Source organism: Thalassospira sp. MCCC 1A01148, assembly GCF_001613795.1.
Lineage (GTDB): Bacteria > Pseudomonadota > Alphaproteobacteria > Rhodospirillales > Thalassospiraceae > Thalassospira.
The window spans coordinates 427178-453526 of record NZ_LPVZ01000020.1; the positions used below are offsets into that span (position 1 = coordinate 427178).

The following is a 26349-nucleotide window of genomic DNA, read 5'->3' on the forward strand; positions in this document are numbered from 1 at the left end:
GAAATGCATTACCTAAGACAAATAGATAAAACTTCGACGTTTGATAGGAAAAATTTATGGCTGCCCAACCCAGCATCAAGCAGCTCAAATACCTTGTTGCCTTGTCCGAAACCGGACATTTTGGCCGCGCAGCAGAGGCTTGCTTCATTACGCAGCCAAGTTTGTCTGCTGCGATCAGCGAGCTTGAGAACCTTTTGGGTGCGCAACTGGTCGAACGCAACAAGCGTCAGGTCCTGATGACGCCGCTCGGCCAAGAGGTCGTTTCGCGGGCGCGAAGTATCCTTCAAGAAGTCGACGAACTGACCACCATGGCGCAGGCCGCCTCCGACCCGTTGTCGGGCCCGATCCATATTGGTGTTATTCCCACCATTGGCCCGTATCTTTTGCCAGACGTAATGTCGTCACTGAAAGCCGGTTTTCCGAAATTGCAGCCACTGCTGCGCGAAGACCAGACTGCCAAACTGATCGAACTTCTGATGGCTGGCAAACTCGACATTGCGCTGATTGCCCTGCCGATTGATGAAAACTGGCTTGAAGAGTTCGAACTGTTTGAAGACCGCTTTGTCTTTGCCTGCGCGCCGAACAATCCGCTGACACACAAAAAGCATCTCGAAATCGGCGACATCAAGGATGAAAAGCTTTTGCTGCTTGAAGACGGGCATTGCCTGCGCGATCAGGCACTTGAAGTCTGCCAGAAAGCAGGCTGGAGCAAGTCGGCCGATTTTCAGGCCAACAGCCTGTCGACCCTGGTGCAAATGGTGGGGGCTGGCATCGGTGCCACACTATTGCCCGAAATGTCGCTTGAAGTCGAAGCGCGTCGGCCGGATTTGCTGAAAATCATTCCGTTTAAAAATCCGGTTCCGATTCGGCGCATTGGTATGGTCTGGCGGCGCAGTTCCGCCCGTAAAAGTGAATATCGCCAACTGGCGGCTTATTTGCGTGATCGCCTTGCCCCGCGGGATGAAGCCGTGGTCGCCTGATCGGGGGCGCTGGACCGATCTCGTCAATCGGAGACACAGACAACGGGCATAGCCAATGCTGCCGATCAAGGACAACAACCCGACAACAATCACCCCGTGGGTCACCTATGCCATCATCGCGATCAATGTCGTGGTGTTTGTCGGCACCGTCACGCTTGATCCGCGTGCCACGGTTCTGATGACCTTGCAATATGGGGCGATCCCGGCTGTCTTGTTTGGTCATGCGGAACTGCCGCCAGGCTTTTCACCGTTTCCGGCTGGCTTCGGGTTCCTGTCGATCTTTTCGGCCATGTTCATGCATGGTGGCTGGATGCATCTGGGCGGCAATATGCTGTATCTCTGGATCTTCGGGAACAATGTCGAAGATTCGATGGGCCATTTCCGTTTTCTGATTTTTTATCTTGCCTGCGGTGTTGCCGCCGCCCTTGGGCATGGCCTGCTTGATACCCAATCGGAAATTCCAATGATCGGCGCGTCTGGCGCGTTGGCCGGGGTGCTTGGCGCCTATTTCCTGCTCTATCCCAAGGCCCGCGTGCTGGTCTGGTTCTTCTGGGTGTTTATCTTTTATGTGCCGGCCGTGGTCGTGCTGGGCTTCTGGTTTATCAGTCAGGTGATCAATTTCGGCAGCGGTGCAGACCTTGGCATTGCATGGGTCGCCCATATCGCGGGCTTCCTTGCCGGACTTGCCCTGATCCCGCTGTTCAAGCATCGCAATGTGCCACTATGGCATGACGGATCACCTGCACCGGCCTTTGGCATCTACCGTCCCGGCCGCAAAACGCGTGGGGCCACATCCAACATCCCGCCATGGGCCGCCGCATATGAGGCAGAACGCGCGGCCAAACGGGCAAACATGCGCCGCGAACAGCGCGGTCCGTGGGGCAAAGAGGGCGAGAACCGCGATACATCCCCATGGGGTCGCTATCAGCCAAATGCCTCGCCAGAGCCAAAACCGAAACCAAAATCCAAACCATCGGTCGGCGTTCCGAAGGTTGTCCGCTTGCATCCCGAGCGCGACGATAACGACACTTGAAAATTTAAACACTGCATCCGATAAAAACATAACAACAATCGGGAGGAACATCATGCGCGCAGCCTACTTCACCGAATATCAGGGCCCGATTGAGGTCCAGAAACTCCCCGACCCGACCCCGGGTAATGACGGTGTCGTCATTCAGGTTGGCGCAACCGGCCTGTGCCGCAGCGACTGGCATGGCTGGATGGGACACGATTCCGATGTCCAGCTGCCCCATGTTCCCGGCCATGAATTCGCGGGCACTGTGGTTGCGGTCGGCAAGGATATCAAGCGCTGGCGGGAAGGCGACCGCGTTACCGTGCCCTTCGTGTCGGGCTGCGGTCATTGCCCGGAATGCCACAGCGGCAATCATCAGGTGTGCGATCAGCAGTTCCAGCCGGGCTTCACCGGCTGGGGCAGCTTTGCCGAATATGTCGCAATTGATTATGCCGACACCAACCTTGTCCACCTGCCTGATGAAATGGATTTCGCAACCGCCGCCAGCCTTGGCTGCCGTTTCGCCACCAGTTTCCGCGGCGTGATTGATCAGGGCAAAGTCACCGCCGGTCAGATCGTGGCCGTGCATGGTGCAGGCGGTGTTGGTCTTTCCGCCATCATGATTGCCGCCGCTGCCGGTGCCTATGTGGTGGCCGTTGATATTGATGATGCCAAGCTCGACTTCGCAAAAGAGCTCGGCGCCAATGCAGTGCTGAATGCCCACAGTGTTGATGACATACCGACTGCGATCAAGGACATCACCCGTGGCGGCGCCCATGTATCAGTCGATGCGCTGGGCAGTGCCGTGACCTGCTTTAATTCCGTGGCGTGCCTGCGCAAACGTGGCAAGCATGTCCAGATCGGGCTTATGACCGATGATCACGCCCACGCCAAAGTCCCGATGGACCGTGTGGTGGCCCATGAGCTTGAAATTCTGGGCAGCCATGGCATGCAGGCTTTTCGCTATGACGCGATGCTCGACATGATCCAGTCGGGCAAACTGGCGCCGCAAAAGCTGATTGGCGATCACGTCACACTGGCCGAAGGGGCCACCGCACTTATGAATATGGACAGTTTCGTTGGCACAGGTGTCACTGTGATTGATCGGTTCTGATCCATGCTGGCCGGGATTGCCTTTCACCCCAAAGACCCGATTGACGACCTTCTTGCCGCAATTGCCGATACCTTTTTGGCGAATGGCAAATCGGTTGCCGGCTATGTGCAAAAACGCCGCAAGGATGCCGATTGCGGAACCCTGGTCCATGTCCGCAATCTGCGCAGCGGCGATGAAATGCCGATCACCAAAAATCGTGGCAAAATGGCCAAGGGCTGCAAGCTTGATGGCGATGCGCTGTCCAGCCTTGCCCAGCAGCTTTCGCGCGATGTCGAGGCCGGATCCGACATCCTGATCATTGCGCGCTTTGGCCGAAGCGAGGCCGAGGGGCGCGGGCTTCGTGATGTGATTTCACGCGCACTGGATCTGGAAATCCCGGTTCTGGTCGGGGTGCGCGATGAATATAACGACGCATGGAATGACTTCCATGGCGGTTTTGCAGACGCACTTGCCTTTGATGAAACGGCGATTGAGAACTGGCTTTCCAAAAGACCGGCAGATATGGCTGCCGTCTGACATCGCTTTGGCAGTGAGCTGCCTTTTGCCTTAGCTGCTGTGCCCGGCGTCGGCTGGCACAAGCCCCTTGACCAGCACCTTCTTGGCAAACTGTTCAAACCACGCGCCAAATGCGGCGTCATATTTGGCCCGTCCCGCCCGCTGGGTATCGGGACACTGGCCGTTCGGACGGTCGGTTTTGTCCCCGGCATTGGCCAGCCAGCGTTCATGGCTTTCATCATCGACTTCCGGATGGAACTGAATGCCCCAGATGCGTTCGTCAACATGATAGGCCTGATGGGGGAATGTCGGGCCGGTCGCGACGAGTTCCGCGCCCTCGGGAAGTCCGAACCCTTCGCTGTGCCAGTGATAGACCATCATTTCCTCAGGGAAAAGATGTTCACCGGCCGGGGTTGGCTGCACCGGGTAATAGCCGATTTCAGTCATACCTTCGGGATGGGGCTGGACCTCTGCACCAAGATTGCGCGCCATCATCTGCGCGCCCAGGCAAATGCCCAGATACATCGCATCACTGGACACCACGGTCGGCAACCAGTTCATGATGGCACTGACATTATCAAGATGATCGTCATTGGCACTCATCGGTCCGCCAAACACGACGACCAGATGATATTTGCAAAGATCGGTCGGCAATTCGTCGCCTTCACCCGGACGGCGAATATCAAACTCAAACCCGTAACGACGCATGACAGCTCCCACCCGTCCCGGCTGTCCGGTGGCAGAGTTGAAAACCAGTAAGATACGTTTTTTCGGGCTTAGGTCGTTCATGCGCTCCCCATTTGCTGTAAAGGCGAAGGTAGACCGCGTTGGGCTGTTTTGACAAGTCCCCAGGCCAGATCAGCCTGCGCAAAAACCAAAGGCCACCGCATAAGTTACGGTGGCCTTTGGAATAATTACGAAAAAGCGGAAGCTTAGACGTTGAATTTGAAGTGGAAAATATCGCCGTCCTTGACGATATAGGTCTTGCCTTCCTGACGCAGTTTACCCGCATCACGCGCGCCGGCTTCACCGTTGAATTCGATGAAATCGTCATAGGCGATGGTTTCGGCCTTAATGAAGCCGCGCTCGAAATCGGTGTGGATAACGCCAGCCGCATTCGGCGCAGTCGCACCGGTAAACACCGTCCATGCGCGTGCCTCTTTCGGACCCACCGTAAAGAAGGTCAAAAGGTTAAGCAGCTTGTAGCCTTCGCGGATAATACGTGCGAGGCCGGTTTCCGAAAGACCAAGACCCTCTAGGAACTCTTTCTTGTCTTCGGCACTTTCAAGCAGGGCAACCTCGGCTTCGATTGCTGCTGAAATCACAACCGAACGTGCACCCTGTGCTTCGGCCATTTCGGCAACCTTGGCCGAAAGTTCGTTGCCTTCGGCCGCGTTGTCTTCATCAACGTTGCAGACATAAAGGATCGGCTTGCTGGTCAGAAGCTGCAGCATACGAAACGCCTTGGCTTCTTCTTCGCCATCAATCTCGACAACACGCGCCGGCTTGCCTTCGCGCAGCACTTCAAGCGTACGCTCAATCAGATCCATGGTCAGCTTGGCGTCCTTGTCGTTCGAACGCGCCTTTTTCTGAAGGGCGGGAACGCGCTTTTCAAGGCTTTCCATATCGGCAAGCATCAGTTCGGTTTCGATGGTTTCCGCATCGCGCACCGGATCGACCGAGTTATCGACATGGGTAATGTCATCATCTTCAAAGCAGCGCAGAACATGCACGATGGCATCGGTTTCGCGAATGTTGGCCAGGAACTGGTTGCCAAGGCCCTCGCCCTTGGATGCCCCACGCACCAGACCGGCAATATCAACAAATTCCAGCTGGGTCGGAATGATATTGGCCGACTTTGCGATTGCCGCAATCTTGTCCAGGCGTTCGTCAGGAACGCTGACACGACCGGTATTGGGTTCAATCGTACAGAACGGGAAGTTTGCTGCCTCGGCTGCTGCCGTCTGGGTCAGGGCGTTAAAAAGGGTCGATTTACCGACATTTGGCAGACCGACAATACCGCATTTGAATCCCATCTTTCCGGGCTCCGTAACTTGAATTTCTGTTTATCATGATCGGTCTGCATGCTTGCAAACCAGACTATTTCTTTTTGCCAAATGCCTTGGCAAGCGCCTCTGCCATGGCCGAGGCTGCATTACTGACCGGGGTATCGGCACGTTCAAGACGCACCTTTGCCGCACCCGAAATATCGTCGATCCCCTCACCGGCCTGTGGCTGGTTTGTGGCATCTGAATTCTTGTCACCCTTGTCACCCTTGGCACCACTGGCACCTTTGGCACCCTTGGTGTTGTCGGCCGCTGGCTTGTCCTTTTTCGGTGCCTTTGGCTTGGGCGGCGACACGATGGCGGAAACCTTGCTCATAAAGCCGCCATCATCGCCCTTTGTCAGGCGCCCGAATTCGGCCGCCACCGCATCCAGAAGGGTCATCAGCCAGCCATCCTGTTCGGCCTTGGAAAAATCCCCAAGCACATGACCATGCACACGGGACTTATCCCCGGGATGGCCAATTCCCAAACGAATGCGGCGATATTCCTTGCCACAATGGGCATCAATGGACTTCAAACCGTTATGCCCGCCGTGGCCGCCGCCGCGTTTAACGCGCAGCTTGCCCGGTGGCAGGTCCAGCTCATCATGCAGGACGATAACGTTTTCGACCGGAATCTTGTAAAAGCGCAGGACTTCGCCAACACTTTGTCCCGACAGGTTCATGAAGGTTTCCGGTTTGAGAACCAGAACCTTTTGCCCGTTCAATTCACCTTCGGAAATCTGCCCCTGAAACTTTTTGCGCCAGGGACCAAAAGAATAGCGGCGGACGAGTTCGTCCGCCGCCATGAAGCCAATGTTGTGACGATTGGCGGCATATCCCGATCCCGGGTTTCCCAATCCAACCACCAAAAACATCGTAAGACCTCGATCTTATTCTTCGGTCGCTGCTTCTTCTTCGCCTTCACCTTCTTCGTCAGAAGCTTCGTTTTCTTCCGATTTCAGTGCAGACGGTGCAGCAACGGTCGCAACGGTGAAGTCACGGTCGGTGATGGTAAGCTCAACACCTTTCGGCAGTTTAATTGCCGAAATGTGGATCGAGTCACCAACTTCGACGCCCGACAGGTCAAAGACCAGCTCTTCCGGAATAGCGGAAGGAGCACAGAGAACTTCGACATCGTGACGAACGACGTTAAGAACGCCACCTTTTTTGAGGCCCGGGGATTTCTCTTCGTTTTCGAAGCGAACCGGAACCTCAACGTTGATGGTCTGGCCTTTGGAGAAGCGCAGAAGGTCAACGTGCATGATTTCGTCAGATACTTTGTCGAACTGAACGTCGCGCGGCAGGACTTCGTATTTCTCTTTGCCGACCTCAATGGTCAGAACGTGGGAATAGAAGCCCGGCTGATGCAGAAGTTTCCAAAGCGGACGCGGGTCAATCTGGAACAGAACAGGTTCCTGTTTCGCACCATAAATAACACCAGGGACCATACCGGCACGACGCACGGCACGGGCGGCCCCCTTTCCGGCCCGTTCACGGATTTCCGCAGTGATAACAGAATTTGCCATCGGAAAATCTCCTTGAACTAAAAGTAAGTTGCTTCTGCAGGTTGGTGAAAATCACCGCTGAAAGCCTACAAAAACAAGCGTGGTGGCCTCCAGGGGTGCCACCACGGCGAGGGCCTTATACCCTCAATCGAAAAGAACGGAAACAGATTTTTCTTCCGAGATACGACGGATGGCTTCTGCCATCAGCGGCGCAATCGGAAGCTGTCGAATTTTTCCGCAATCACGAACAGCATCGGATGCCTTGATCGAGTCACTGGTAACAACTTCGGTCATTGGCGAATTCGCGATACGCTCAACCGCCGGACCAGACAGCACACCATGCGAAACATAGGCCGCAACAGACGATGCACCGCGTTCTTTCAGCGCGCCGGCCGCATTGCAAAGCGTACCAGCAGAATCAACGATGTCGTCAACCAGGATGCAAGCCGCGTCCTTGACGTCACCAATGACGTTCATGACTTCGGAAACACCGGCCTGCGGACGACGTTTGTCGATGATCGCCAGTTCAGCATCCAGACGTTTTGCAACGGAACGCGCACGCGCCACACCACCAACGTCCGGGCTGACGATCACCAGCTTCTGGCCTTCGAACTTGTTGCGGATGTCGCTGGTCAGAACCGGCGATGCAAACAGGTTATCAAGCGGAATATCAAAGAATCCCTGAATCTGACCGGCATGGAGATCCATGGTCAGAACGCGGTCTGCACCGGCAACCGTGATCAGGTTGGCAACCAGCTTTGCCGAAATCGGAGTACGGGGACCCGATTTACGGTCCTGACGGGCATAGCCGAAATACGGCATCACAGCGGTGATACGGCGTGCCGAACCACGGCGCAGCGCATCAAGCATCACCAGCAGTTCCATCAGGTTGTCGTTTGCGGGATAAGAGGTGCTCTGAATGACAAAAACGTCCTCACCGCGGACGTTTTCCTGAATTTCGCACCAGATTTCCTCATCAGAGAAACGCTTCACATCTGCACGGGTAAGCGGCAGATTAAGATGGTCAGCAATTGCCTCTGCCAACGGGCGGTTACTGTTACCAGCGAGGATCTTCATAGCGGGGCCTCGGTTAATGGGTGCCGGGAAAGCGAATAATTAAATCCTGTGCGACTCCGCTCACAACAGAAAGCCGTCATCAGCCCTGTTTGCCCTTGCCGCCAAACAGCCCGGAATCTGGGAATTTCCCGCCGGTCCAACGACACATTCACGACACTCAAAGACCAAGTTTCAGCACTTCTGCATATCGGCAGATCGCGGCGGCTTTATAACCAGCCGTTAACAGTCTGTAAATGGGGCCAATGCCGAATAACGACAAGGCAGTCATGCATGCCTTGCCCATCAACCTGCCATCGGCCCTTTGCAGAACCGAAGCAATCCGGGCTTAGCGCAGCGATGCCGTTTTGTTATCGACGCGCAGTTGAAGCTTCTTGTTCGTTGCGATCTGCCCCAGAACCCCTTCAAGGGTTTCAACCGCGGCCTGTGCAGCAAGGGATGCAACTGTCCCCCACCTTTCATCAAGCTGGCCGCGCGGCACGACGTTATTCTGGTTCATCTGCCCCAGTTCTGTGCCGTCGACTTCCATGATGATCCACTCGATAGATACCCGATCAAGTGGTGTGGTGGTTTTCTCAGTCACCGGGCTGACATCAATTGTCGCTGACAGGATCACGCTGTTTTCGTCAATCTCGCGGTTATCAACCGTAATCCCGCGCGATTTCAACAAGGCACCGGCCGATCTGGCAAGGGCTGTATTGCCATCACCGGGGGCCCCTGCAAAATCAATCAGGGCAATTTTCATTACAGGTGCCGCCCGCAGGGATGATCGGTCGCCAGTAATCATAAAGGCGATGTCGTCTGCTGGTTGCGCGACCAGTCCCTCATAGGTTTTTGCCAACGGGTCGTCGGCCCGACCTTCAAGCTCGCGGACTTTTTCGACCAGCTCCTGCGGGATAGCGAGGTTGTTTTCTTCTGGCCCTGTGGGCTGGTCGACGAACCATTGATCCGCGCCAAGTTCACCGGCCGAATGCGTTGTATCAATCGCAAGCCCGTCCGGACGCATCAAAACCCACGTAATATCAAGGGCAGCACCACTTTCCGTCAGCTTCGCCTGCACATTGGGCCGAAGAATGTAATCCCCGCCGGTGTCTGTTTCGCTATAGGCCGGAATATCGCGCAGGCGCAGTGCACGTGCCATGGCGCGCGCAAGATGGGCAGATGCGCCTTCGGGCAAATCTTCGGTCGCCTCGACCCGAACAGTGCCGGTATCACGCAGCTCCAGCAAGCCCGGATCCCCGGCGCGACCGGCCCCCTCAAACGGGCGCGGCAAATCACCACAGGCGGCAAGCAACCCGGCCAGACCAAGGATCAATACAACCGAACGCAGGAAAGACTTCATTGGGGCAATTTTCGTCGTCACATCATCACACAACCAACCATGGTCGCAATGATCATAAAGAAGAACAGCATGATCAGATGCGGCATGATGTTACGCCTCTTTCAACATGATCGCCGACAACTGCCGCCCGTAATCGGGTTCCTTGCGCAGGGTCGTCCGGCGATAACTGTAAAAAAGTTCTTCCTCGGCCAGCGTGTCGCGCGCGACCAGCTCGACCGAAGCAATCCCGGTGGCAATCGTTCGACGACGAACATATTCCGGTAAATCAAACATGAAATGCCCATCACGAACCGACGGATCAAAAAGATCCTCGTCGCCTTCCGGTCCGGCAAGGATGGTGTCACGAAATGCGCCATCAACTTCATAAGACTTGCGCGCAATACACGGGCCAACAGCAGCGTGAATATTCTCGCGCTTGGCGCCAAGCTTTTCCATGGCATCAACCGTACTGGCCGAAATACCGGCATGCGATCCGCGCCAGCCGGAATGACACGCTCCGATTACACTGGCAAAGGGATCATGAAAAAGGACCGGCGTGCAATCCGCTGTCAGAATACCCAGCATGATGTTCGGACGATCCGTCACCATCGCATCGGCCTTGGGTGCCGCGTCGCGCGACAACGGCTTATCCAGAACGGCAACATCGGTGCCATGCACCTGATAAACCGTGGTCAAACGATCGGCACTGGTGTCAAACGCGGATGCCGCACGGGCGCGGTTTTCGGCAACGCGGTTCTTGTCATCATCTGACCCGAAACCAACATTCAACCCGCCGTGAACACCGTCACTGACCCCGCCCTTGCGGCTCAGGAACCCATGGCGCAATCCATCCTTGTCCGACAGGTTCCCGGCTTCAAACCAGGTCAGCCCGTTGGCGCTGCGTTCGATCCCGCTGGTAACCTGGCTGATCGGATGTGTCATGCTGGCCTGCTCCGTTCCCAAAACCGTTCCGGTCGCAATCAATTCAGGGCCTGTTGATAATCAGGATGTCGTCGTGGCGGGATCGTATTTTCCCACCTGCAAGAAGTGGATGGCGCAGCGTGGCAGGTCCCACGAAAGCCAGCCGCGACGCCGCAGGTGGGAAAATACGCCCCGTCCCTGAGGGATTGTCGCCTAAGGGCGCGAAACCGCGTCCCGCGTCCTTGAATATACCAAGCATGTCCTGCGTCCTCACTCCTAATTTCGCGCCCTTAGGCGGCAACCACGGCGATATCCTGATCATCAGCAGGCCCTAACCCGCCACGCCACTGACGCAAGGCGGCGGGGTGGTATCCCGACCATAGCCGATCAGAACTTTAAAAAGCGTTCCCATCTGATCGGCATCAATCAACCGCGACAAAGCCTGATCAATTGCGGTTTGTTGGGCGTCATCGGCATTGGTTTTCAAAAGCTCGGCCCGCTGTTCAATGCCAAGCATACGCAAAAATGTTCCTTGCGTCAGAACCGCACCAGTCCGCGCCCCGGCTTCATTCATCGCCCGCCCGATGGCGGCAAAATCAACATGCGCGGTCAGATCCGCATCGCCCGGATTGCTCAGAACCGGGTGATATTCATGGCCCTTGAGCGCCTGGAACGTATCGCCAAACGCACTGCCGGGATGGCCATAATCAATAAACAATGCCCCGCCGCCGGTTTCATTCAAGCGCCGTGCGATCTGATCGGCAATGGCAATGGCTGGTGCGCAGCTTTCAAAAACATCGCCTTTTTTCGCAGCACCGCGCAGAACCGCCGGGATCAGCGCATCGGTGATCGGGGTTTCTGCCCCACGGACAAAACCAAGTGCGCCGGTTTTGGCATCCACGCCAACCAGCCGTTCGGCCCAGCCTTTCTCGCCGCGCTCGAACTGACGGATCGGCAGCGCATCAAAGAACTCGTTGCCGATGACAATCGCCGGAACATTCGCACGGGTGGGAATGTCATCAAATGTTTCATGCCATGTGGCCGGAATGCCGTACGCCATGATTGATGTTTGCTGATGGGTACGCAGAACCGGACTGGTTTCAACAAACCGCACGGTCAATGCATCGCCAAATCCCGGCACATTGCGCACAGCCCGCAACGCATCAGACATCAATGTCCCGCGCCCCGGCCCCAGTTCAATCAGATCGATTTTCGGCGGACTGCCCATCTGTTGCCAGGTTACCGCAGCCCAAAGCCCGATCAGTTCGCCAAACATCTGGCTGATTTCCGGTGCCGTAATGAAATCACCCGCACGGCCAAACGGGTCCTGCTTGCGGTAATAGCCATGTTCGGGATGGGCCAATGCCTCGGTCATGAAATCGGCAATGGTGATCGGCCCGGATACATTGATCCGGCGCTTGATATGGGCCAAAAGCGGGCTGTCGGTCGCAGAACTCATAATTTACGCGTTTTCGGCTTCTTTGGGGTGAATGCGGGTTTCAATCGGCTTGGATTTCAGGCCGTAGACAATACAGCCAACCCCGGCCAGCACCATCGGAATGGACAATATCTGGCCCATGGTGATGCCCCCGGCAAGGTAGCCCAGCTGGGCATCGGGCTGACGGAAGAATTCGACAATGATCCGCGCAATGCCGTAACCGGCAACAAACGTCCCCCCAAGGATCCCCGGACGGTGGCGGATAAACGCGTTGCGCGACAGGATAAACAGCACAACAAACAGGATAAGCCCTTCAAGCAAGGCTTCATAAAGCTGGCTTGGATGGCGTGGTTCCGGCCCGCCATTGGGGAACACCATGCCCCATGCAACATCCGTCGTGCGGCCATAAAGCTCGCCATTGATGAAATTGGCAATCCGACCGAAGAAAAGACCAATCGGGGTCGCAACAGCGGCCGCATCCAGAACGGCAAGGATGGAAATCCCGCGCTTTCTGGCAAACAGAATGATCGCAAGGATCACGCCCATGAAACCGCCATGGAAGGCCATGCCGCCCTGCCAGACCTTCAGGATATTGGCCGGGTTATCAAGATAGTAATCCAGATTGTAAAACAGGATATAGCCCAACCGCCCGCCAAGGATCACGCCCAGCGTCGCCCAGAACAACAAGTCATCGACATCGCGCTTGCTCATGATGTTGGGCGTTTTGGTGCAGTAATACACCACATACTTCCACCCCAGCAGCAACCCGGCAATATAAGCCAGCGCATACCAGCGAATGGCAATCGGGCCGATGGAAATCGCAATCGGGTCTATCGCCGGAAAGGCAAGGCTCAGCATCTGAAAAACTCCGGATCAGCTATTGGGTGATGATGGACAGGCTCAGAACATGGACTGTGCTGGAGTTGCAAAGGATAAGGGCAGCATCATGGCAGCGCGCATACCCGTCACACGACTTTGTCAGCGGAACGGATCCTCGGTCGCAAGATAATCCTGCACATAGGATCGCACCCCTTCTTCAAGTGATGTCATTTCCGTGCCATAGCCCGCCTTGCGCAGCTTGGTCATATTGGCTTCGGTGAAATACTGGTATTTGTCGCGGATCGATTCCGGGGTCGGCACGAATTTGATATCGGGCTCCTTGCCCATCGCACTGAATACTGCCAGCGCCAGATCCTTGAAGCTGCGCGCCTTGCCGGTGCCGATATTGAACAGGTCACTGACCTGCGGATTGTCATAAAGCCACATGATGATATCAACGACATCACCGACCCAGACAAAGTCACGCAGCTGGCCACCATCTTCGTAATCGGGGTGGTGCGACTTAAACAGGGTCGCGGTCTCACCATTTGAAAGCTTGTCAAACAGCTGCGACACCACGGACCGCATACCGCCCTTGTGATATTCGTTCGGGCCATAGACGTTAAAGAACTTAAGCCCCGCCCACTGTTTGGGACGGAACCCGTTCTGATCGAGGATCCGGCGGAACCGGCGGTCTGTTGCATGCTTTGACCAGCCATAGGCATTCAGCGGTGCCAGCTTTGCCAGATCAGCTTCATCAAAGCTGTCATCAAAGCCCTGCTTGCCATCACCATAAGTCGCAGCCGAAGATGCATAGATCAGGCGCGAAGAATGACGTGCACACCATTCCCAAAGCCAGGTTGTCAGTTTCAGGTTATTGGCAACAATCTTGTCGGCGTCTGTTTCCGTGGTCGCGGAAATCGCGCCCATGTGGAAAATCGCTTCTACATCACCGGCATGCTGATCAAGGAATGCGGGCAACTCATCGGGATGGACAATGTCGCGCAGGTTCCGCTTGGCGATGTTTTTCCATTTGATGCCATCGCGCAGGCGATCAACGACAACGATGTCGGTCTCGCCTCGTTCTTCAAGGGCGGCAACAATATTGGAACCGATAAACCCGGCACCACCAGTGACGATAAGCATTGCATTCTCCTGACGAGGCCGCCCTGCCCGGATGGACCAGGACGACAGATCATGTTTGACGACACTTTATAAGACCGCCCCTGATCTGGAGCAAGAAAAGCAAACCAAAATAACGATATCGTCACGCCCGGTTCATAACGCGCCGCTTGCCCTGTGGCCATATAGGCCCATATTATGCCCAACATAAAATTTCAAAAGCCGGAGACCATCATGCAGATCAACAACCGCATTCTCGATGACCTGACCCGTGTCACCAATTCCGCATTGGGCACCATGACCGGTGTCAAAGGCGAAGTAGATGCCATGATCCGCCAGCAGTTCGAAAAGATTCTGCTCAACATGGATCTGGTCACCCGCGAAGAATATGATGTCGTTCATGATGTTGCGATCCGTGCAGCTGAACGCATTGATGCGCTCGAAGCCAAGATCGCCGATCTGGAAAAGCGCCTTGATGCTGCTGAACCGGCCAAGAAACCGGCTGCCAAGCGCAGCACCGCCAAGGCAGCGCCGAAATCTGCGGCAAAAACCACAGCGAAAAAAGACGCCTGACAGACGCCAGATCGGGTAATTCATCCCCACATATATAACTAAGGTCGCGGGTGCTTGTCGCACCCGGGCCGAACTTTGCCGTCACAAGCAGGCGCGCTTAACGGTCGATTGAAGCACCATCTAGAGCGCAATCAGAATATTCATTGCAGTCCTGCGCGCAGCGGCGGTTGAAACAAAGCGTTCACCGGCATATAGTGCGCGCCCTTTCGCATATGCTTGAACAGGCTGGGTATAGATGAACGACCAAATGGAAGATATCGGCGACATCGGCGACGAAAATCCGTTGCTGCTGGTCGAGGATATTGCCCGCACCAACCAGTGGCATCTCGAACGGCGCGGTTCGGACGAGATCGTGGTCGAAATCCCGGCTCACTGGTGCACCTATCTGGTCTATTTCACCTGGCGCGACGATGCCGAGGCGCTCCACATCGCATGTTGCTTTGACCTGTTCGTGCCAGAACCGCTGCGCCCGCGGATGTATGAACTGGTTGCCAAGTGCAACGAACAGCTCTGGATCGGGCATTTCGGCCTGTGGCTCGAAGAAAACATGCCGCTGTTTCGCCATACCCTGCTGTTTGGTGGTGACGTGCCCCCGATGGTCGAACAGTTCGAAGAACTGATCGAAATCGCCCTTTCGGAATGCGAACGCTTCTTCCCGGCGTTTAATTTCGTGCTGGGTCAGGGAAAATCCCCGGACGAGGCACTCATGCATGCCATGCTCGAACCGGCAGGTCAGGCTTAAAAGCCAAACAGTACCGCAGACATTGCAAGGACGGCCTTACCGCCGTACTTTGGCATATTCATGCGTTTTTTTAAGTTCGCGCCGGACCTTGTGAAAACAATACAAACGCCCCAAACCCGGCTTCGCAATCCCCCTGCACAACAGAAAATCCGGCAAAGGGACGCTATCCCAGCCAAAGCATCCGCCGGCCAGACAACAGGCACCCCTTCGGGGTTTAATACAGACGCCTCTTGCTCTTGGCACTGACTTGACCCACCTTGAGAAGATCGCTACGGCATTGCATCAAGCGTGTTGATCGCGCCACGATCAACAGAACCCGATGGTTAAAGCGGAGCAGAATTTATGAATACGCGTCTTTTGCTGGTTGGCTGTGGCAAGATGGGCAGTGCCATGCTCGAAGGTTGGCTGGCCCGCGGGCTGGTGGCATCCAATGTCTTTATCGTCGAGCAAGCCGAAGCCGCCGAAAAGCTCGAGTCCAAATACGGCATCAACGGCATTACCGATGTTGCCGACATGCGATCCGACTTTATCCCGCAGGTCGTGCTGTTTGCCGTCAAGCCACAGGTCCTGCCCGATGTCATTGACGCCTATAAACCGTTGGTCCGTGCCGAAACGGTCTTCTTGTCAGTCGCGGCGGGTAAAACCATCGACTTCTTCACAAGCCACCTTGGCGACACAGCGCGCATTGTGCGTTCCATGCCCAACACACCAGCCGCCGTTTCACGTGGCATGACCGTGATGTGCCCGACCGAAAATGTCAGCATCGCCCAGCGTGACATGTGCCAGACCCTGCTTGAGGCCGTCGGCATGGTATCCTGGGTCGAGGATGAAGGTCTGATGGATGCCGTCACCGGCCTGTCGGGCAGCGGACCTGCCTATATCTTCCATCTGGTCGAAGCCATGGCACAGGCAGGTGAAGCCGCCGGCCTTCCCGCCGATCAGGCCATGACCCTTGCACGCCAGACCGTGGTTGGTGCCGGCTTCCTGCTTGATGCCAGCGAAGAAAGTGCCGCCACCTTGCGCGAAAATGTCACAAGCCCGGGCGGCACCACCGCTGCGGCTCTTGATGTTTTGATGGATCCCAAAACCGGCCTGCCGGAACTAATGACCCGCGCAGTCGGTGCAGCCCGCGATCGATCCAAGGAACTGGCCGGCTGATCGCCAAACCAACTGTGAAACCAAGGAGGACGTCATGCCACCCAAAAAGGATATCCCCAATCTTCTGATTGATGCGACCCTGAAACTGGCCGCCGAACGCGACTGGCATGACGTCACCATGATCGACATTGCAAACGAAGCAGGCGTGTCTGTTGCCGATTGCTACGATCATTGCAGTGGCAAGGGCGACCTTCTGCGCCGCTTTGTCAAACGCGTCGACCGTGAAGTCCTTGCCGATCTGGATTCCGAGGACTTCAACGAACCCGGTCATGACCGCCTGATCGCGGTCATCATGGCCCGATTTGACATTTTGTCGGAATACCGCGCGGCCCTGCGCTCGATCATTGCATCGGGCGGCGACCTTGGCCCGGCTGACGGGCTGCGCGCGATCAAAACCCATTTCGGCGCCATGCGCTGGATGCTTGAGGCCGCGGGTTTCCAGACATCCGGCCTGCATGGCAGCATGCGCGTTGCCGGATTGACGGCGGTCTACGCCAGGACCTTCAAATACTGGCTTGATGACGACAGTACGGATTTCGGTCCGACCATGGCCTATCTTGACCGGGAACTGTCCAAGGCGGCCGGGTGGGACCGCCGGGTTGAAAAGGGTCTTGGAAAAGCATCATCGATCTGTGGTAAGATCAGCAAACGGTGCAAGAGTTTTTCGGTCAAAAAGTCACCGTCCCCGGGCGATAACAGCCCTGCAGATGCACCATCCGATCAGGCGACATCAACCGCGACCAACACCTAATTCCCTGATCTGAAACGCAAAAACAATATGCACACCCAAGGTTATGCTTTTGACACAATACAATAACCTATAAGTTTTTGTGCAGTGCAAAATAATCCTTGACGACAGGCGATCATTCCGGCATATTGCAGTTGAATTTGTGCGGCGCACAATAGCGCCTCATTGCATATCTGTCGCAAACTAATGGAGTGCAAACCATGACCGCCGCAAAAAAGGCAACCAATCCGTTCTTTGATCTCGACTTCACCAAATACACTGCGGACTTCAAAGTTCCGGGTGTAGACGTGAACGAAATGATGGCTTTCCAGCGTAAAAACGTGGAAGCCCTCACCAAAGCTAACAAGGTAGCCTTCGACGGTTTCCAGGCCGTCGCTCAGCGCCAGAGTGAGATCTTCAAAACGCTGCTGGATAAAGTTCAGACCCAGGGCAAAGATTTCACTGCTACTTCTGCTGACGACCCCATGGCTTCGGCTGCCAAACAGACCGAAGCTGCAAAAACGGCTTACGAAGAAGCCCTTGCAAATGCCAAGGAACTGTCAGGTCTGGTAACCAAGTCTCAGGAAGAAGCGCTTGCTCTTCTGCAGACTCGCTTTACCGAATCCCTTGACGAATTCAAGGCTGCTATCGAAAAGACCGCAGCTACGAAGTAACAGCTTTGGCTGTTAAATTCCCGTAATCTACTTGATGGCAGGGCCTTATGGTCCTGCCATTTTTCTTTTGTCCGACAATCTTTTCCCCCGGCTTTTTGCTCAAACTCCGGAATTCATCTGCCTGTGGTGGTTTGGGCTTACAAGAAACATTCGATCTTACTAAGCTGACTCCAAAATAAGGAGACAGCTATGAGTGACGAAATCAGTTTTGATGATTTTCTCAAAGTCGATATCCGTGTCGGTACCGTGATCGACGCGCAGGAGTTTCCCGAGGCCCGCCGCCCCGCCCTGAAATTGTGGGTCGATTTCGGCGCCGAGATCGGAACCAGGAAAACATCAGCCCAGATCACCAAACACTACACGCCCGCAGAACTGATCGGGCGTCAGGTGGCTGGTGTGGTCAATTTCCCCAAAAAACAGGTCGGCCCGTTCATGTCGGAATTTCTCTGCCTTGGTTTTCCCGATGGCGATGACGACAAGGGCATCGTTCTGATCCGCCCGGATCAGGATGTACCGAACGGGGCACGCCTGTTCTGACGACACTGGCTCAGATCACAAAAGAAAAGGACGGATATCGTCATTGCGATACCCGCCTTTTCCCGCTCGTGCCACGCTCCCGGCAAGGTTAGCGTGCCAAAATGCCCGATGCTTCCCGTATCTGTCCAAGGATTGCCGAAACGTCCTCGGCTGCCTTGACAAGGTCCCGAAACGCACCTTCTGACGACTCAAGGGCGGTCTGGACACTACATAACTCACCACTGATCTGATTGGTGATCTCGCCCTGCTCCGTGACGGCAAGCGATACCACGGCAACACGGCTTCGCATCAAATTGATGTCCGTTCGAACGGTCGAAGAAATGCGCGCGTTTTCACCGATCCGCTTTTCCAGAATGTTGATCTGTTCAATCATCGCAGGGTCTTCGCATGCACAGTCACGCAACGCGTCCACGGCCTCTTCAAGTGCGGCAATCGCACAATCACTTTCTATGGCGTGATCAAATGCCTGATCGGCAACAGACCGCAGCTCCGTCAAACGCTGGGTCGTTTCATCAACACTGCCGACAAGCCGAGCGCCAACCATCCTACTGACTTCAAGATGCGCATACGCCTTGCGCCAGGCTTGCAAAATATCGTCATGGCTCTGATCAATTTTGCCGACGCTTTGATCGGCTTCGCCGCAACCGGCTTCAATTGCTGTTTTAAATCCAGTCAGCGAGGTGACCTGATCGGTAATATCATTGGCAACCTTGACGATCTTGCAAACGTTCCCGTCCGGTCCGCAAACCGGGCTATAGCTTGCTTCAAACCAAACTTCGCGACCGTCCTTGCCAAAACGCCTGAGATGGCAGGCCCTGTTACTTCCCTTTGCCAACGATCGCCAGAAAGCACGGTACTCGGTACTTGCCGCGTATTCGGGGTCGACAAACATGCTGTGATGTTTGCCGACGACCTCCGACAGGCTATATCCCATGGCAACAAGGAAGTTGTAGTTGGCCGTCAGAATGTTGCCCTCCGTGTCGAATTCAATAACGGCCTGGCTATGTTCAATCGCATCGACCTTGCCTTGCAGATCGGCAAGGCTTTCATGACGTTCGGTAACATCTGTACCAAGCCGGATAATGCGGACCACATTGCCATTACAATCTTTTACCGGCCCAACGTTCTCTTCGACCCACTTGCATTGGCCGCTCTTGGTGACCCAGGGCAGGACCACACGCTTGGTTTTCCCGCCCTTCAAATCGACCCAGCACAGGCCATATTCGGGCGCATCCACCACATCCTCAGACAAGAACATCGAATGGTGCTGTCCAAGCACCTCATCTTCATTATATCCGGTCAATGACAGGAAATTGGCGTTTGCACGTACGAGCCTGCCCTGCAGATCGAACTCGGCAACAGAGAAGCATGCATCGATCATACCCGGTACATCCGGGAAGACATCGTTGGGTTCAACTGGGATGGACGTCAGCGAATTCATGGACATCTCCGGATACTCTGAACAGCGAATGTTTGATGCGCCAAGTATCGCCAGATCGCGACAGGTTCGACATCCCCATTTGGGGAGGCACATATACCTATGTATATTTTCTCTGTATCGGCAAAAAAGAAGGCAAGGTCAGTTTCCCGACCTTGCCTTCCCCTCGCCATAGCGAGCTCCCACTCCCCGGAACTCCTAGCGCGCAAGCACCAGTGCAGCCTGTCGAGTTCGCCCGACACTGCCCGACACGATTGAGGACGCGTCGCGGATAAAATTCACGCTGCTTGCAAACTGCTCGACAGAGTTCGCCATGCTCTGCATGTTACTTGAAACCTGCTGGGTTACGGCAGTCTGCTCCTCGACGGCCGAGGAAATCGTGGTGACATTGTTCAGCACATCTTCAACTTCTGTCCGGATTGCCCCAAGCACGCCTGCAACTTCGCCGGCAATGTTCTGCACACCTTCGATTTCGCCGGTGATCTGTTCGGTAGCCTTGGCAACCTGATTGGCCAGATTTTTGACTTCGTTGGCGACAACCGCAAATCCCTTGCCTGCTTCACCAGCACGGGCCGACTCAATCGTCGCGTTCAGTGCCAGCAAATTAATCTGCCCGGCAATGTTCTGAATGACATCAATGATGCTGCTCATCGCGGTGACGACTTCGCTCATTTTTTCGGTTGATGCGCCTGCGGCGATGGATTTTTCAAACACCTGATCGGTTGAAGCGCGCGCCTCTGTCATGCCGCGCGAAATCTCGGCAATCGAAGCGGCAAGCTCTTCGGCAGCCGCAGCGACGGCTTGCACATTCGAAGACGTTTCTTCACAGCTCGAATGGGCGACCGTGGAACGCTGTTCCAGCTCAGTCAGACTGTTGTCAATTTCGCCAAAATTGCTGTCGATCATCTGTTTCAGATCGGTCAACAGTTTGACCTGCTCTGTAATGTCGCTGGCATATTTGACAACCTTGTATGGAATGCCATTGGCATCAAAGATGGGGTTGTAGGATGCCTCGATCCAGATTTCGCGTCCCCCTTTGGCGAACCGTTTGAACTGCTGTGACACGAAGTTCCCCTTGGCAAGCTCGCGCCAGAACTCTGCATAGTCCTGACTGCTTGCATAGGATGGTTCGACAAACATCCGATGATGTTTCCCAACAATCTCCGGAATCTGATAGCCCATAGCAGCCAGGAAGTTGTCATTTGCGTCAAGAATATACCCATTGAGGTCAAACTCGATGACCGCCTGACTGCGGTTGATCGCGGTTACCTTGCCCTCGAAATCGGCCATGGCTTCCTGACGTTTTGTAATGTCTGAGGCAAATTTGACAATCTTTGTGACATTACCTTTTTCGTCGCATACCGGGTTATAGGTTGCCTCGATCCAGACACGCTGTCCGGTTTTGGTAATGCGTGGGAATGCGGCACTTTTGAACATGCCCTTGCGCAAATCAGCCCAAAAAGCGTCATACTCAGTACTCTTGCGAATTTCCTCAGGCACGAAAAGCGCGTGATGCTTGCCAACGATCTCTGAGAGTTCATAACCCATCACAGCAAGGAAGTTCTTGTTTGCACGCAACACTTTCCCATGCAGATCGAATTCGATCACGGCAAGAGCCTGTTCAAGTGCGCTCAGGGTCATGGCAGCACTTTTGGAATCGGAACGTTTGAAGAAGTTGAAAAAGCCCATCGTGTTTTCCTTTCACACGGCATCAGGACATTTCAAAGTGTTCAATCCCTGACGCGACATGGGCGCAACTTATACGGTCACTTCAAATGCAAATATCCCCATATGAGGAGCCTTGAAATCCCCAAGAGCCATTCTTGAGGGCATAGAAAAAGGCAGCACCCATTGGGTACTGCCTTTGCAATATTCAAACATCCATTGGGGCGGATGTCTTATTTCTCGACAAACGCCTTTTCGATCACGAAGTGACCCGGCTCGTTCATGTTGCCTTCCTTACCACCCCAATCAAGCAGCATCTGGCGGGTGTCGGCGATCATCTGCGGGTTGCCGCACAGCATGAAACGATCATTTTCAAGCGTCGGCTTTTCAAGACCAAGGTCTTCATACAGCTTGCCCGATTCCATCAGTTCAGTGATACGTCCCTGATGCTTGAACTCTTCACGGGTTACCGTCGGGTAATAGAGCAGCTTGTTCTGCACTTCCTCGCCAAAGAACTCGTTGTTTGGCAGTTCGCTGTGAATGAATTCCTGATAGGCCAGTTCACGCACTTCGCGACAACCATGCACAAGGATCACCTTGTCATAACGCTCATAAGTCTCGTAATCGCGGATCACGCTCATGAACGGCGCAAGGCCCGTCCCGGTCGACAGCAGCCACAAATTTTTGCCCGGCAGAAGGTTGTCATGGATCAGGGTTCCGGTCGGCTTGCGCCCAACGAGGATCTTGTCGCCAACCTTGATATGTTGCAGACGCGATGTCAGCGGTCCGTTCGGCACCTTGATCGAGAAGAATTCAAGTTCTTCATCGTAGTTTGCACTGACCATCGAATAGGCGCGCAAAAGCGGCTTGCCTTCAACTTCGAGGCCGATCATCGCAAACTGACCATTGATGAATCGGAAGCCCGGATCACGGGTGGTTTTGAACGTGAAGAGAGTGTCGGTCCAATGGTGGACATAGGTGACGGTTTCTTCGTTTAAATTGCTGGCCATAACGCTACATCAATCCGTTTCGTCTGTCTGTGTGTGGAACCGTGGCGGGAAACACGGAGTATATATCCCGGCACGCATTCCATGCCAAGTTGCCGCGATTTAACATCAATCAGACGTATATCGCAAGGAAACAATCAAAATTTATTGTCATTTTGTGTGAATTACATAATTTTATGTATATTTAGTGTAAAATAGAGCACTCCCACAAACCGGGGCAATCACGCCTTTCTGGCTCGTGACTGTTGATTTGATACGCCCGCACATCCATCCGCACAATGATGCATCGCAATACGCTGATCCTGATTCTGCCCTGCTGGTCGTCTTTGTGATGCTTGTTTGCCCGCTGGACTTTGGGCTTGCTGCTCAGATTCGTGCCCCATACACTTCGCAAACAATTAAAAACCCGAACATATCAGGAAGCGCCATGTCGTCCCCGAAAACGCTGACCACCGACTTCGTTCCCATCCCGCTGCCCGACTATCAGGAATATGACCTCAATGAAATGCGCGCCCGCGCGCAAGAATTTTACGACAACATCAAAACGCGCCACACCGTGCGCGATTTTTCGGATCGTCCTGTCCCGCGTGACATCATCGAAACCTGCATTCGTGCTGCCGGCACTGCGCCGAATGGGGCCAACCACCAGCCCTGGCATTTTTCCGTGATTGGCGACCCGTCGATGAAACGCAAAATCCGACTGGCGGCGGAAGAAGAAGAACGCGCCTTTTACGAAGGCCGTGCGGGCGAAGAATGGCTTGATGCGCTCAAACCACTGGGAACGGATGACAGCAAACCGTTTCTGGAAACCGCGCCATGGTTGATATGTATTTTTGGCGAACGCAAAAGCACCTCTGCTGATGGCAAACTGCGCAAAAACTATTACGTGCCAGAATCCGTCTCAATCGCGACAGGCTTTCTGATTGCGGCCCTCCATCGGGCTGGTCTTGCCACCCTCACCCACACTCCAAACCCGATGAGCTTCCTGACCGATATCTGCGACCGTCCGGATCACAACAAGCCTTACATCCTGCTTGTCACTGGTTACCCGGCGACCGATGCCACCATCCCGGCCCACGCAACCGAGAAAAAGGAACTATCGGAAATTGCCACGTTTTTCTGATTGGTCTTTACCGCTCAAACAAGAAAATCCCCGCATCAAGCGGGGCTTTTTGTACCTTGGCACTCTAGGTTCTTAGTGCCCGATTGGCAGCACAAGGCGCACCCGCAGGCCGCCACCCGGCGCATCTTCAAGCAAAACCTCACCGCCGTGACCACGGGCCGAATCACGGGCGATGGTCATGCCAAGGCCGACCCCGCCGGTCGCCTGATTGCGCGACTCCTCAAGGCGGTAAAACGGCTTGAAAACCTCTTCACGTTTGTCGACCGGGATGCCTGGCCCATCATCATCAAAGATGATCTCGTAATCCTGCCCGCGGCGCCCGGCGCGCACCGACAGATTGTTGGCATAGCGTCCGGCATTGGACATGATATTCGCCACACACCGTTTCACCGATTGCGGGCGCAGCTCCAATTCAAGGCTATCTTCAATGTGCAGGTCAATCTGCTGTCCGTCGCGAAGCGCTTCGCCAACCTGATCGGTCAGAAGCTTGCCAATATCAGTCAGAACCGCCTTCTCGCCTTCTTCACCGCGCGCAAATGCCAGATAGGCATCGACCATGCGTTCCATATCGACGACGTCCTGTTTCAGGGCATCAACACCGGGCGAGCTTTGCTGCATGGCGAGTTCAAGCTTCATGCGGGTCAGTGGCGTACGCAAATCATGCGACACCCCGGCGAGCAGGGCCGTACGCTGAGACAAATGACGTCCGATACGATCGCGCATCGCCATGAAAGATGTCGCGGCCAGACGGACTTCTGCTGCCCCTTCGGGCTTAAAGTCCTCAACATCAACGCCGCGACCGAATTGATCGGCGGCCTTGGCCAGTCGGCGGATTGGGCGGACCTGGTTACGCATAAAGATCACCGCCACCCCATACAAGATCAATGCCGATCCCGCGATCCACATAAAGAAGATATAGGTGGTGGAATTGTACAGACGCTTGCGCGGGGCAATGATCGAAAGGACCCCCTGTTTCATCTGCACCCGAATTTCAAGCTTGCGGTCATCAAGCTCAAGATCAAAAAAGAACGGGCGCTGCAGGCGTTCATCAAGAGCAACGTACAGCTCTTCGGACACAAGCCCAAGTGGCGGCTCGGTGATCTGGCGCTCGAGAATCGCATCGGGTTCGAACACGATATCAAGTTGCATCCGCGTCCGCGCCGAGTTCTGAATCCACTCGTAATGTTCTTTCTCGGGATACTGCCCCAAGAAATCGATAACATATGCGACATCGCCACCAAGCCCACGGCTGAGTTGGCGGGCCACCGTATCCCAATGCCGTTCAAAGAAGATCAGGACGGTAACGATCTGCAATAGCAGCATCGGCGTCATCAGGATCAGAAGCGACCGGCCCAAAAGCCCCGTCGGCATCAGTGATTTGATCCGCCCGTTCTGTTCGCTACCCACGCTGATTATCCTTGTCCGTTTTCATGGTCGATTACCCGACGCTTTTCAGTCTGTATACAGGACATAGCCCTGACCACGTACTGTCTGCAAGTATCTTGGTTGCTTGGGGTCTTCTTCAAGTTTGCGGCGCAGGCGCGTGACTTGCACATCGATACTGCGTGACGCGGTCGGATCAATGGCGTTGCCACTGACCATGCCGTGAAGCTGTTCGCGCGATGTCGTTTGGCCCCGCCGCTTAACCAGTGCTGCCAGCAATGCCTGCTCGGCGGTGGTCAGATAAACATGCTCCTCACCACGCTGCAGGATCATCCGGCTCAGATCAAAACGAAATGCCCCGAAAGAAGCTTTTCTTTCTGCTTCTTCAGCCAATACCGCATCTTCAGTGTCTGGCAACTCTCCATAGCGACGCAGGATCGCCTCGATCCGAAGCACCAGTTCACGTGGCTCAAACGGCTTGGCAAGATAATCATCGACCCCGGCTTCGAGACCGGCAATCCGGTCTTCGGTTTCCGAGAGTGCGGTAAGTAGCAAGATCGGAACCTTTGAGCCTGCCTCGCGCAGGCTGCGCGCCAAATCGACGCCCTTTTCGCCTGGCATCAGGACATCAAGCACGATCAGATCAAACTGCAGCCCCGACAGGCTGGCGCGCGCCTCGCTGGCATCGCGTGCAGCAGACACGTTAAAGCCGTTCTCGCCCAAATAACGGGTAAGAAGATCACGCAAACGGTCATCATCATCGACCACAAGAACATGTGGCAGATCAGCACCGGTCATTGGGGGTTCCTAAACACCGAAATCAATCTGGACCTTTAAACAGTAACTTGGCCGCAAAATCTTTCAAAAGCGTAAGGATGACCACGTCAAAATTATGGCTGATCCGCAAGCGTGGCTCAGCCTGCGCGGCGGCGTACACCACCGGGGCCGTCATCCTCGAACCGTTTACGGTCCTTTTCTTCCATCATGCCCAGCATGACCTTGCGGAAACCTTCGACCGATTCCGCCCCGGCCTCGCGATAGGCGGCCGCAATCAGGGCGCGCTGCTGTTCGGTCAGTTCGCGTTCAAGTGCCTCACCCTTTTCAGTCAGGGTCAGCAAACGCTGACGGCGGTCCTGCAAACCGGTCTTCTGCTCGATAAAGCCCTCACGCACCAGCTGGCCCAGCACACGCGACAACGACTGCTTGGTGATCTTGAGAATCGACAACAGGTCGCTGACCGTAATTCCGGGATTTCGGCTCACGAAATAGATGACCCGATGGTGGGCGCGACCGAAATTATATTGCGCAAGCATCTGGTCCGCGACTTCGGTGAAATCACGATACGCATAGAACAGCAATTCAATGCCTTGTCTAAGCTCTTCTTCCCGCAGAAAAAGCGGATTGACCTTGCGTGTAGAGATATCTGCCATGCTTATCCGTTATGTCAGTTATATTGACACATTAATCTATGAAT

The 26349-nt window shown here is 54.9% G+C and carries 27 protein-coding genes; 11 read left to right on the forward strand and 16 right to left on the reverse strand.

Going from position 1 to position 26349, the window contains the following annotated elements:
- Positions 1-56 precede the first annotated feature (56 nt).
- Genes AUQ43_RS11450 through AUQ43_RS11465 form a run of 4 tightly spaced genes read left to right on the forward strand, consistent with a single transcriptional unit; the run spans position 57 to position 3622 of the window.
- Entirely contained in the window at positions 57-980 is a 924-nt protein-coding gene (locus tag AUQ43_RS11450) for a LysR substrate-binding domain-containing protein (protein ID WP_062956407.1), read from the forward strand.
- 55 nt (positions 981-1035) lie between these two features.
- The gene (locus tag AUQ43_RS11455; RefSeq protein WP_062956408.1) at positions 1036-2013 is read left to right on the forward strand and encodes a rhomboid family intramembrane serine protease; all 978 of its coding nucleotides are present in this window, start codon (positions 1036-1038) and stop codon (positions 2011-2013) included.
- A gap of 52 nt (positions 2014-2065) precedes the next feature.
- Positions 2066-3106 carry a zinc-dependent alcohol dehydrogenase family protein gene (locus tag AUQ43_RS11460; RefSeq protein WP_062956409.1) on the forward strand — a complete coding sequence of 347 codons (1041 nt, stop codon included), beginning with the start codon at positions 2066-2068 and terminating at the stop codon, positions 3104-3106.
- Positions 3107-3109: 3 nt separating this feature from the next.
- On the forward strand, positions 3110-3622 hold the full coding sequence (locus tag AUQ43_RS11465) for a DUF2478 domain-containing protein (protein WP_062956410.1): 513 nt from the start codon (positions 3110-3112) through the stop codon (positions 3620-3622).
- Positions 3623-3652: 30 nt separating this feature from the next.
- Here the strand turns inward: AUQ43_RS11465 and AUQ43_RS11470 are convergent, their stop codons facing one another.
- The 10 genes from AUQ43_RS11470 to rfaD all read right to left on the reverse strand — a co-directional run bounded on the left by AUQ43_RS11470 (position 3653) and on the right by rfaD (position 13872).
- Positions 3653-4390, reverse strand: a complete 738-nt coding sequence (locus AUQ43_RS11470; RefSeq protein ID WP_062956411.1) for a GMP synthase — start codon at positions 4388-4390, stop codon at positions 3653-3655.
- 143 nt (positions 4391-4533) lie between these two features.
- Positions 4534-5637, reverse strand: coding sequence for a redox-regulated ATPase YchF (ychF, locus tag AUQ43_RS11475; RefSeq protein WP_062956412.1), 1104 nt, complete (start codon positions 5635-5637; stop codon positions 4534-4536).
- A 64-nt stretch (positions 5638-5701) separates the two neighbouring features.
- Positions 5702-6523 carry an aminoacyl-tRNA hydrolase gene (gene pth, locus AUQ43_RS11480; protein ID WP_062956413.1) on the reverse strand — a complete coding sequence of 274 codons (822 nt, stop codon included), beginning with the start codon at positions 6521-6523 and terminating at the stop codon, positions 5702-5704.
- Between the two features lie 15 nt (positions 6524-6538).
- Complete coding sequence (locus AUQ43_RS11485; RefSeq protein WP_062956414.1) at positions 6539-7174, reverse strand: 50S ribosomal protein L25/general stress protein Ctc; 636 nt, start codon at positions 7172-7174, stop codon at positions 6539-6541.
- A gap of 123 nt (positions 7175-7297) precedes the next feature.
- Positions 7298-8230, reverse strand: coding sequence for a ribose-phosphate pyrophosphokinase (locus AUQ43_RS11490; RefSeq protein ID WP_062956415.1), 933 nt, complete (start codon positions 8228-8230; stop codon positions 7298-7300).
- A gap of 325 nt (positions 8231-8555) precedes the next feature.
- Positions 8556-9569, reverse strand: coding sequence for a hypothetical protein (locus AUQ43_RS11495; RefSeq protein ID WP_062956416.1), 1014 nt, complete (start codon positions 9567-9569; stop codon positions 8556-8558).
- Between the two features lie 90 nt (positions 9570-9659).
- The gene (gene pgeF, locus AUQ43_RS11500) at positions 9660-10490 is read right to left on the reverse strand and encodes a peptidoglycan editing factor PgeF (RefSeq protein WP_084272076.1); all 831 of its coding nucleotides are present in this window, start codon (positions 10488-10490) and stop codon (positions 9660-9662) included.
- A gap of 310 nt (positions 10491-10800) precedes the next feature.
- Positions 10801-11928 carry a class I SAM-dependent methyltransferase gene (locus AUQ43_RS11505; protein ID WP_062956417.1) on the reverse strand — a complete coding sequence of 376 codons (1128 nt, stop codon included), beginning with the start codon at positions 11926-11928 and terminating at the stop codon, positions 10801-10803.
- 3 nt (positions 11929-11931) lie between these two features.
- On the reverse strand, positions 11932-12765 hold the full coding sequence (gene lgt, locus AUQ43_RS11510; RefSeq protein WP_114129794.1) for a prolipoprotein diacylglyceryl transferase: 834 nt from the start codon (positions 12763-12765) through the stop codon (positions 11932-11934).
- Between the two features lie 120 nt (positions 12766-12885).
- Positions 12886-13872 (reverse strand): ADP-glyceromanno-heptose 6-epimerase, encoded by a 987-nt coding sequence (gene rfaD / locus AUQ43_RS11515; protein ID WP_062956418.1) that lies wholly within the window; start codon positions 13870-13872, stop codon positions 12886-12888.
- Between the two features lie 210 nt (positions 13873-14082).
- Here rfaD and AUQ43_RS11520 point away from each other — a divergent pair, with 210 nt between their 5' ends.
- The 6 genes from AUQ43_RS11520 to AUQ43_RS11545 all read left to right on the forward strand — a co-directional run bounded on the left by AUQ43_RS11520 (position 14083) and on the right by AUQ43_RS11545 (position 18259).
- Entirely contained in the window at positions 14083-14421 is a 339-nt protein-coding gene (locus AUQ43_RS11520) for an accessory factor UbiK family protein (RefSeq protein WP_062956419.1), read from the forward strand.
- A gap of 235 nt (positions 14422-14656) precedes the next feature.
- Positions 14657-15163, forward strand: a complete 507-nt coding sequence (locus AUQ43_RS11525; RefSeq protein WP_232310661.1) for a YbjN domain-containing protein — start codon at positions 14657-14659, stop codon at positions 15161-15163.
- A 342-nt stretch (positions 15164-15505) separates the two neighbouring features.
- Positions 15506-16321 (forward strand): pyrroline-5-carboxylate reductase, encoded by an 816-nt coding sequence (gene proC, locus AUQ43_RS11530; protein ID WP_062956420.1) that lies wholly within the window; start codon positions 15506-15508, stop codon positions 16319-16321.
- A gap of 34 nt (positions 16322-16355) precedes the next feature.
- Positions 16356-17072 (forward strand): TetR/AcrR family transcriptional regulator, encoded by a 717-nt coding sequence (locus tag AUQ43_RS11535; protein WP_062956421.1) that lies wholly within the window; start codon positions 16356-16358, stop codon positions 17070-17072.
- Between the two features lie 197 nt (positions 17073-17269).
- The gene (locus tag AUQ43_RS11540) at positions 17270-17722 is read left to right on the forward strand and encodes a phasin family protein (protein ID WP_062956422.1); all 453 of its coding nucleotides are present in this window, start codon (positions 17270-17272) and stop codon (positions 17720-17722) included.
- A 189-nt stretch (positions 17723-17911) separates the two neighbouring features.
- On the forward strand, positions 17912-18259 hold the full coding sequence (locus AUQ43_RS11545) for a tRNA-binding protein (RefSeq protein WP_062956423.1): 348 nt from the start codon (positions 17912-17914) through the stop codon (positions 18257-18259).
- Between the two features lie 88 nt (positions 18260-18347).
- Here AUQ43_RS11545 and AUQ43_RS11550 read toward each other — a convergent pair whose 3' ends face one another.
- The 3 genes from AUQ43_RS11550 to AUQ43_RS11560 all read right to left on the reverse strand — a co-directional run bounded on the left by AUQ43_RS11550 (position 18348) and on the right by AUQ43_RS11560 (position 22372).
- On the reverse strand, positions 18348-19700 hold the full coding sequence (locus AUQ43_RS11550; protein WP_062956424.1) for a PAS domain S-box protein: 1353 nt from the start codon (positions 19698-19700) through the stop codon (positions 18348-18350).
- A gap of 195 nt (positions 19701-19895) precedes the next feature.
- Entirely contained in the window at positions 19896-21386 is a 1491-nt protein-coding gene (locus AUQ43_RS11555) for a PAS domain-containing methyl-accepting chemotaxis protein (protein WP_062956425.1), read from the reverse strand.
- Between the two features lie 209 nt (positions 21387-21595).
- Positions 21596-22372, reverse strand: coding sequence for a ferredoxin--NADP reductase (locus AUQ43_RS11560; protein ID WP_062956426.1), 777 nt, complete (start codon positions 22370-22372; stop codon positions 21596-21598).
- Positions 22373-22796: 424 nt separating this feature from the next.
- Between AUQ43_RS11560 and AUQ43_RS11565 the strand changes: the two genes are divergently transcribed.
- Positions 22797-23492: a nitroreductase family protein gene (locus tag AUQ43_RS11565; protein WP_062957263.1), complete on the forward strand. Its 696-nt coding sequence runs from the start codon at positions 22797-22799 to the stop codon at positions 23490-23492.
- 72 nt (positions 23493-23564) lie between these two features.
- On the opposite strand, the gene AUQ43_RS11570 is transcribed toward AUQ43_RS11565, so the two are convergent.
- The 3 genes from AUQ43_RS11570 to AUQ43_RS11580 all read right to left on the reverse strand — a co-directional run bounded on the left by AUQ43_RS11570 (position 23565) and on the right by AUQ43_RS11580 (position 26305).
- Positions 23565-24899 (reverse strand): ATP-binding protein, encoded by a 1335-nt coding sequence (locus tag AUQ43_RS11570; RefSeq protein WP_232310662.1) that lies wholly within the window; start codon positions 24897-24899, stop codon positions 23565-23567.
- Positions 24900-24944: 45 nt separating this feature from the next.
- Positions 24945-25673, reverse strand: a complete 729-nt coding sequence (locus tag AUQ43_RS11575; RefSeq protein ID WP_062956427.1) for a response regulator — start codon at positions 25671-25673, stop codon at positions 24945-24947.
- Between the two features lie 116 nt (positions 25674-25789).
- On the reverse strand, positions 25790-26305 hold the full coding sequence (locus AUQ43_RS11580; RefSeq protein WP_062956428.1) for a MarR family winged helix-turn-helix transcriptional regulator: 516 nt from the start codon (positions 26303-26305) through the stop codon (positions 25790-25792).
- Positions 26306-26349: the final 44 nt, after the last annotated feature.

Excerpts from the sequence above, each read along its gene's own strand:
- AUQ43_RS11450 (WP_062956407.1), top strand. The coding sequence starts at position 57 with ATGGCTGCCCAACCCAGCATCAAGCAGCTCAAATACCTTGTTGCCTTG.
- AUQ43_RS11455 (WP_062956408.1), top strand. The coding sequence starts at position 1,036 with ATGCTGCCGATCAAGGACAACAACCCGACAACAATCACCCCGTGGGTC.
- AUQ43_RS11460 (WP_062956409.1), top strand. The coding sequence starts at position 2,066 with ATGCGCGCAGCCTACTTCACCGAATATCAGGGCCCGATTGAGGTCCAG.
- AUQ43_RS11465 (WP_062956410.1), top strand. The coding sequence starts at position 3,110 with ATGCTGGCCGGGATTGCCTTTCACCCCAAAGACCCGATTGACGACCTT.
- AUQ43_RS11470 (WP_062956411.1), bottom strand. The coding sequence starts at position 4,390 with ATGAACGACCTAAGCCCGAAAAAACGTATCTTACTGGTTTTCAACTCT.
- ychF (WP_062956412.1), bottom strand. The coding sequence starts at position 5,637 with ATGGGATTCAAATGCGGTATTGTCGGTCTGCCAAATGTCGGTAAATCG.
- pth (WP_062956413.1), bottom strand. The coding sequence starts at position 6,523 with ATGTTTTTGGTGGTTGGATTGGGAAACCCGGGATCGGGATATGCCGCC.
- AUQ43_RS11485 (WP_062956414.1), bottom strand. The coding sequence starts at position 7,174 with ATGGCAAATTCTGTTATCACTGCGGAAATCCGTGAACGGGCCGGAAAG.
- AUQ43_RS11490 (WP_062956415.1), bottom strand. The coding sequence starts at position 8,230 with ATGAAGATCCTCGCTGGTAACAGTAACCGCCCGTTGGCAGAGGCAATT.
- AUQ43_RS11495 (WP_062956416.1), bottom strand. The coding sequence starts at position 9,569 with ATGAAGTCTTTCCTGCGTTCGGTTGTATTGATCCTTGGTCTGGCCGGG.
- pgeF (WP_084272076.1), bottom strand. The coding sequence starts at position 10,490 with ATGACACATCCGATCAGCCAGGTTACCAGCGGGATCGAACGCAGCGCC.
- AUQ43_RS11505 (WP_062956417.1), bottom strand. The coding sequence starts at position 11,928 with ATGAGTTCTGCGACCGACAGCCCGCTTTTGGCCCATATCAAGCGCCGG.
- lgt (WP_114129794.1), bottom strand. The coding sequence starts at position 12,765 with ATGCTGAGCCTTGCCTTTCCGGCGATAGACCCGATTGCGATTTCCATC.
- rfaD (WP_062956418.1), bottom strand. The coding sequence starts at position 13,872 with ATGCTTATCGTCACTGGTGGTGCCGGGTTTATCGGTTCCAATATTGTT.
- AUQ43_RS11520 (WP_062956419.1), top strand. The coding sequence starts at position 14,083 with ATGCAGATCAACAACCGCATTCTCGATGACCTGACCCGTGTCACCAAT.
- AUQ43_RS11525 (WP_232310661.1), top strand. The coding sequence starts at position 14,657 with ATGAACGACCAAATGGAAGATATCGGCGACATCGGCGACGAAAATCCG.
- proC (WP_062956420.1), top strand. The coding sequence starts at position 15,506 with ATGAATACGCGTCTTTTGCTGGTTGGCTGTGGCAAGATGGGCAGTGCC.
- AUQ43_RS11535 (WP_062956421.1), top strand. The coding sequence starts at position 16,356 with ATGCCACCCAAAAAGGATATCCCCAATCTTCTGATTGATGCGACCCTG.
- AUQ43_RS11540 (WP_062956422.1), top strand. The coding sequence starts at position 17,270 with ATGACCGCCGCAAAAAAGGCAACCAATCCGTTCTTTGATCTCGACTTC.
- AUQ43_RS11545 (WP_062956423.1), top strand. The coding sequence starts at position 17,912 with ATGAGTGACGAAATCAGTTTTGATGATTTTCTCAAAGTCGATATCCGT.
- AUQ43_RS11550 (WP_062956424.1), bottom strand. The coding sequence starts at position 19,700 with ATGAATTCGCTGACGTCCATCCCAGTTGAACCCAACGATGTCTTCCCG.
- AUQ43_RS11555 (WP_062956425.1), bottom strand. The coding sequence starts at position 21,386 with ATGGGCTTTTTCAACTTCTTCAAACGTTCCGATTCCAAAAGTGCTGCC.
- AUQ43_RS11560 (WP_062956426.1), bottom strand. The coding sequence starts at position 22,372 with ATGGCCAGCAATTTAAACGAAGAAACCGTCACCTATGTCCACCATTGG.
- AUQ43_RS11565 (WP_062957263.1), top strand. The coding sequence starts at position 22,797 with ATGTCGTCCCCGAAAACGCTGACCACCGACTTCGTTCCCATCCCGCTG.
- AUQ43_RS11575 (WP_062956427.1), bottom strand. The coding sequence starts at position 25,673 with ATGACCGGTGCTGATCTGCCACATGTTCTTGTGGTCGATGATGATGAC.
- AUQ43_RS11580 (WP_062956428.1), bottom strand. The coding sequence starts at position 26,305 with ATGGCAGATATCTCTACACGCAAGGTCAATCCGCTTTTTCTGCGGGAA.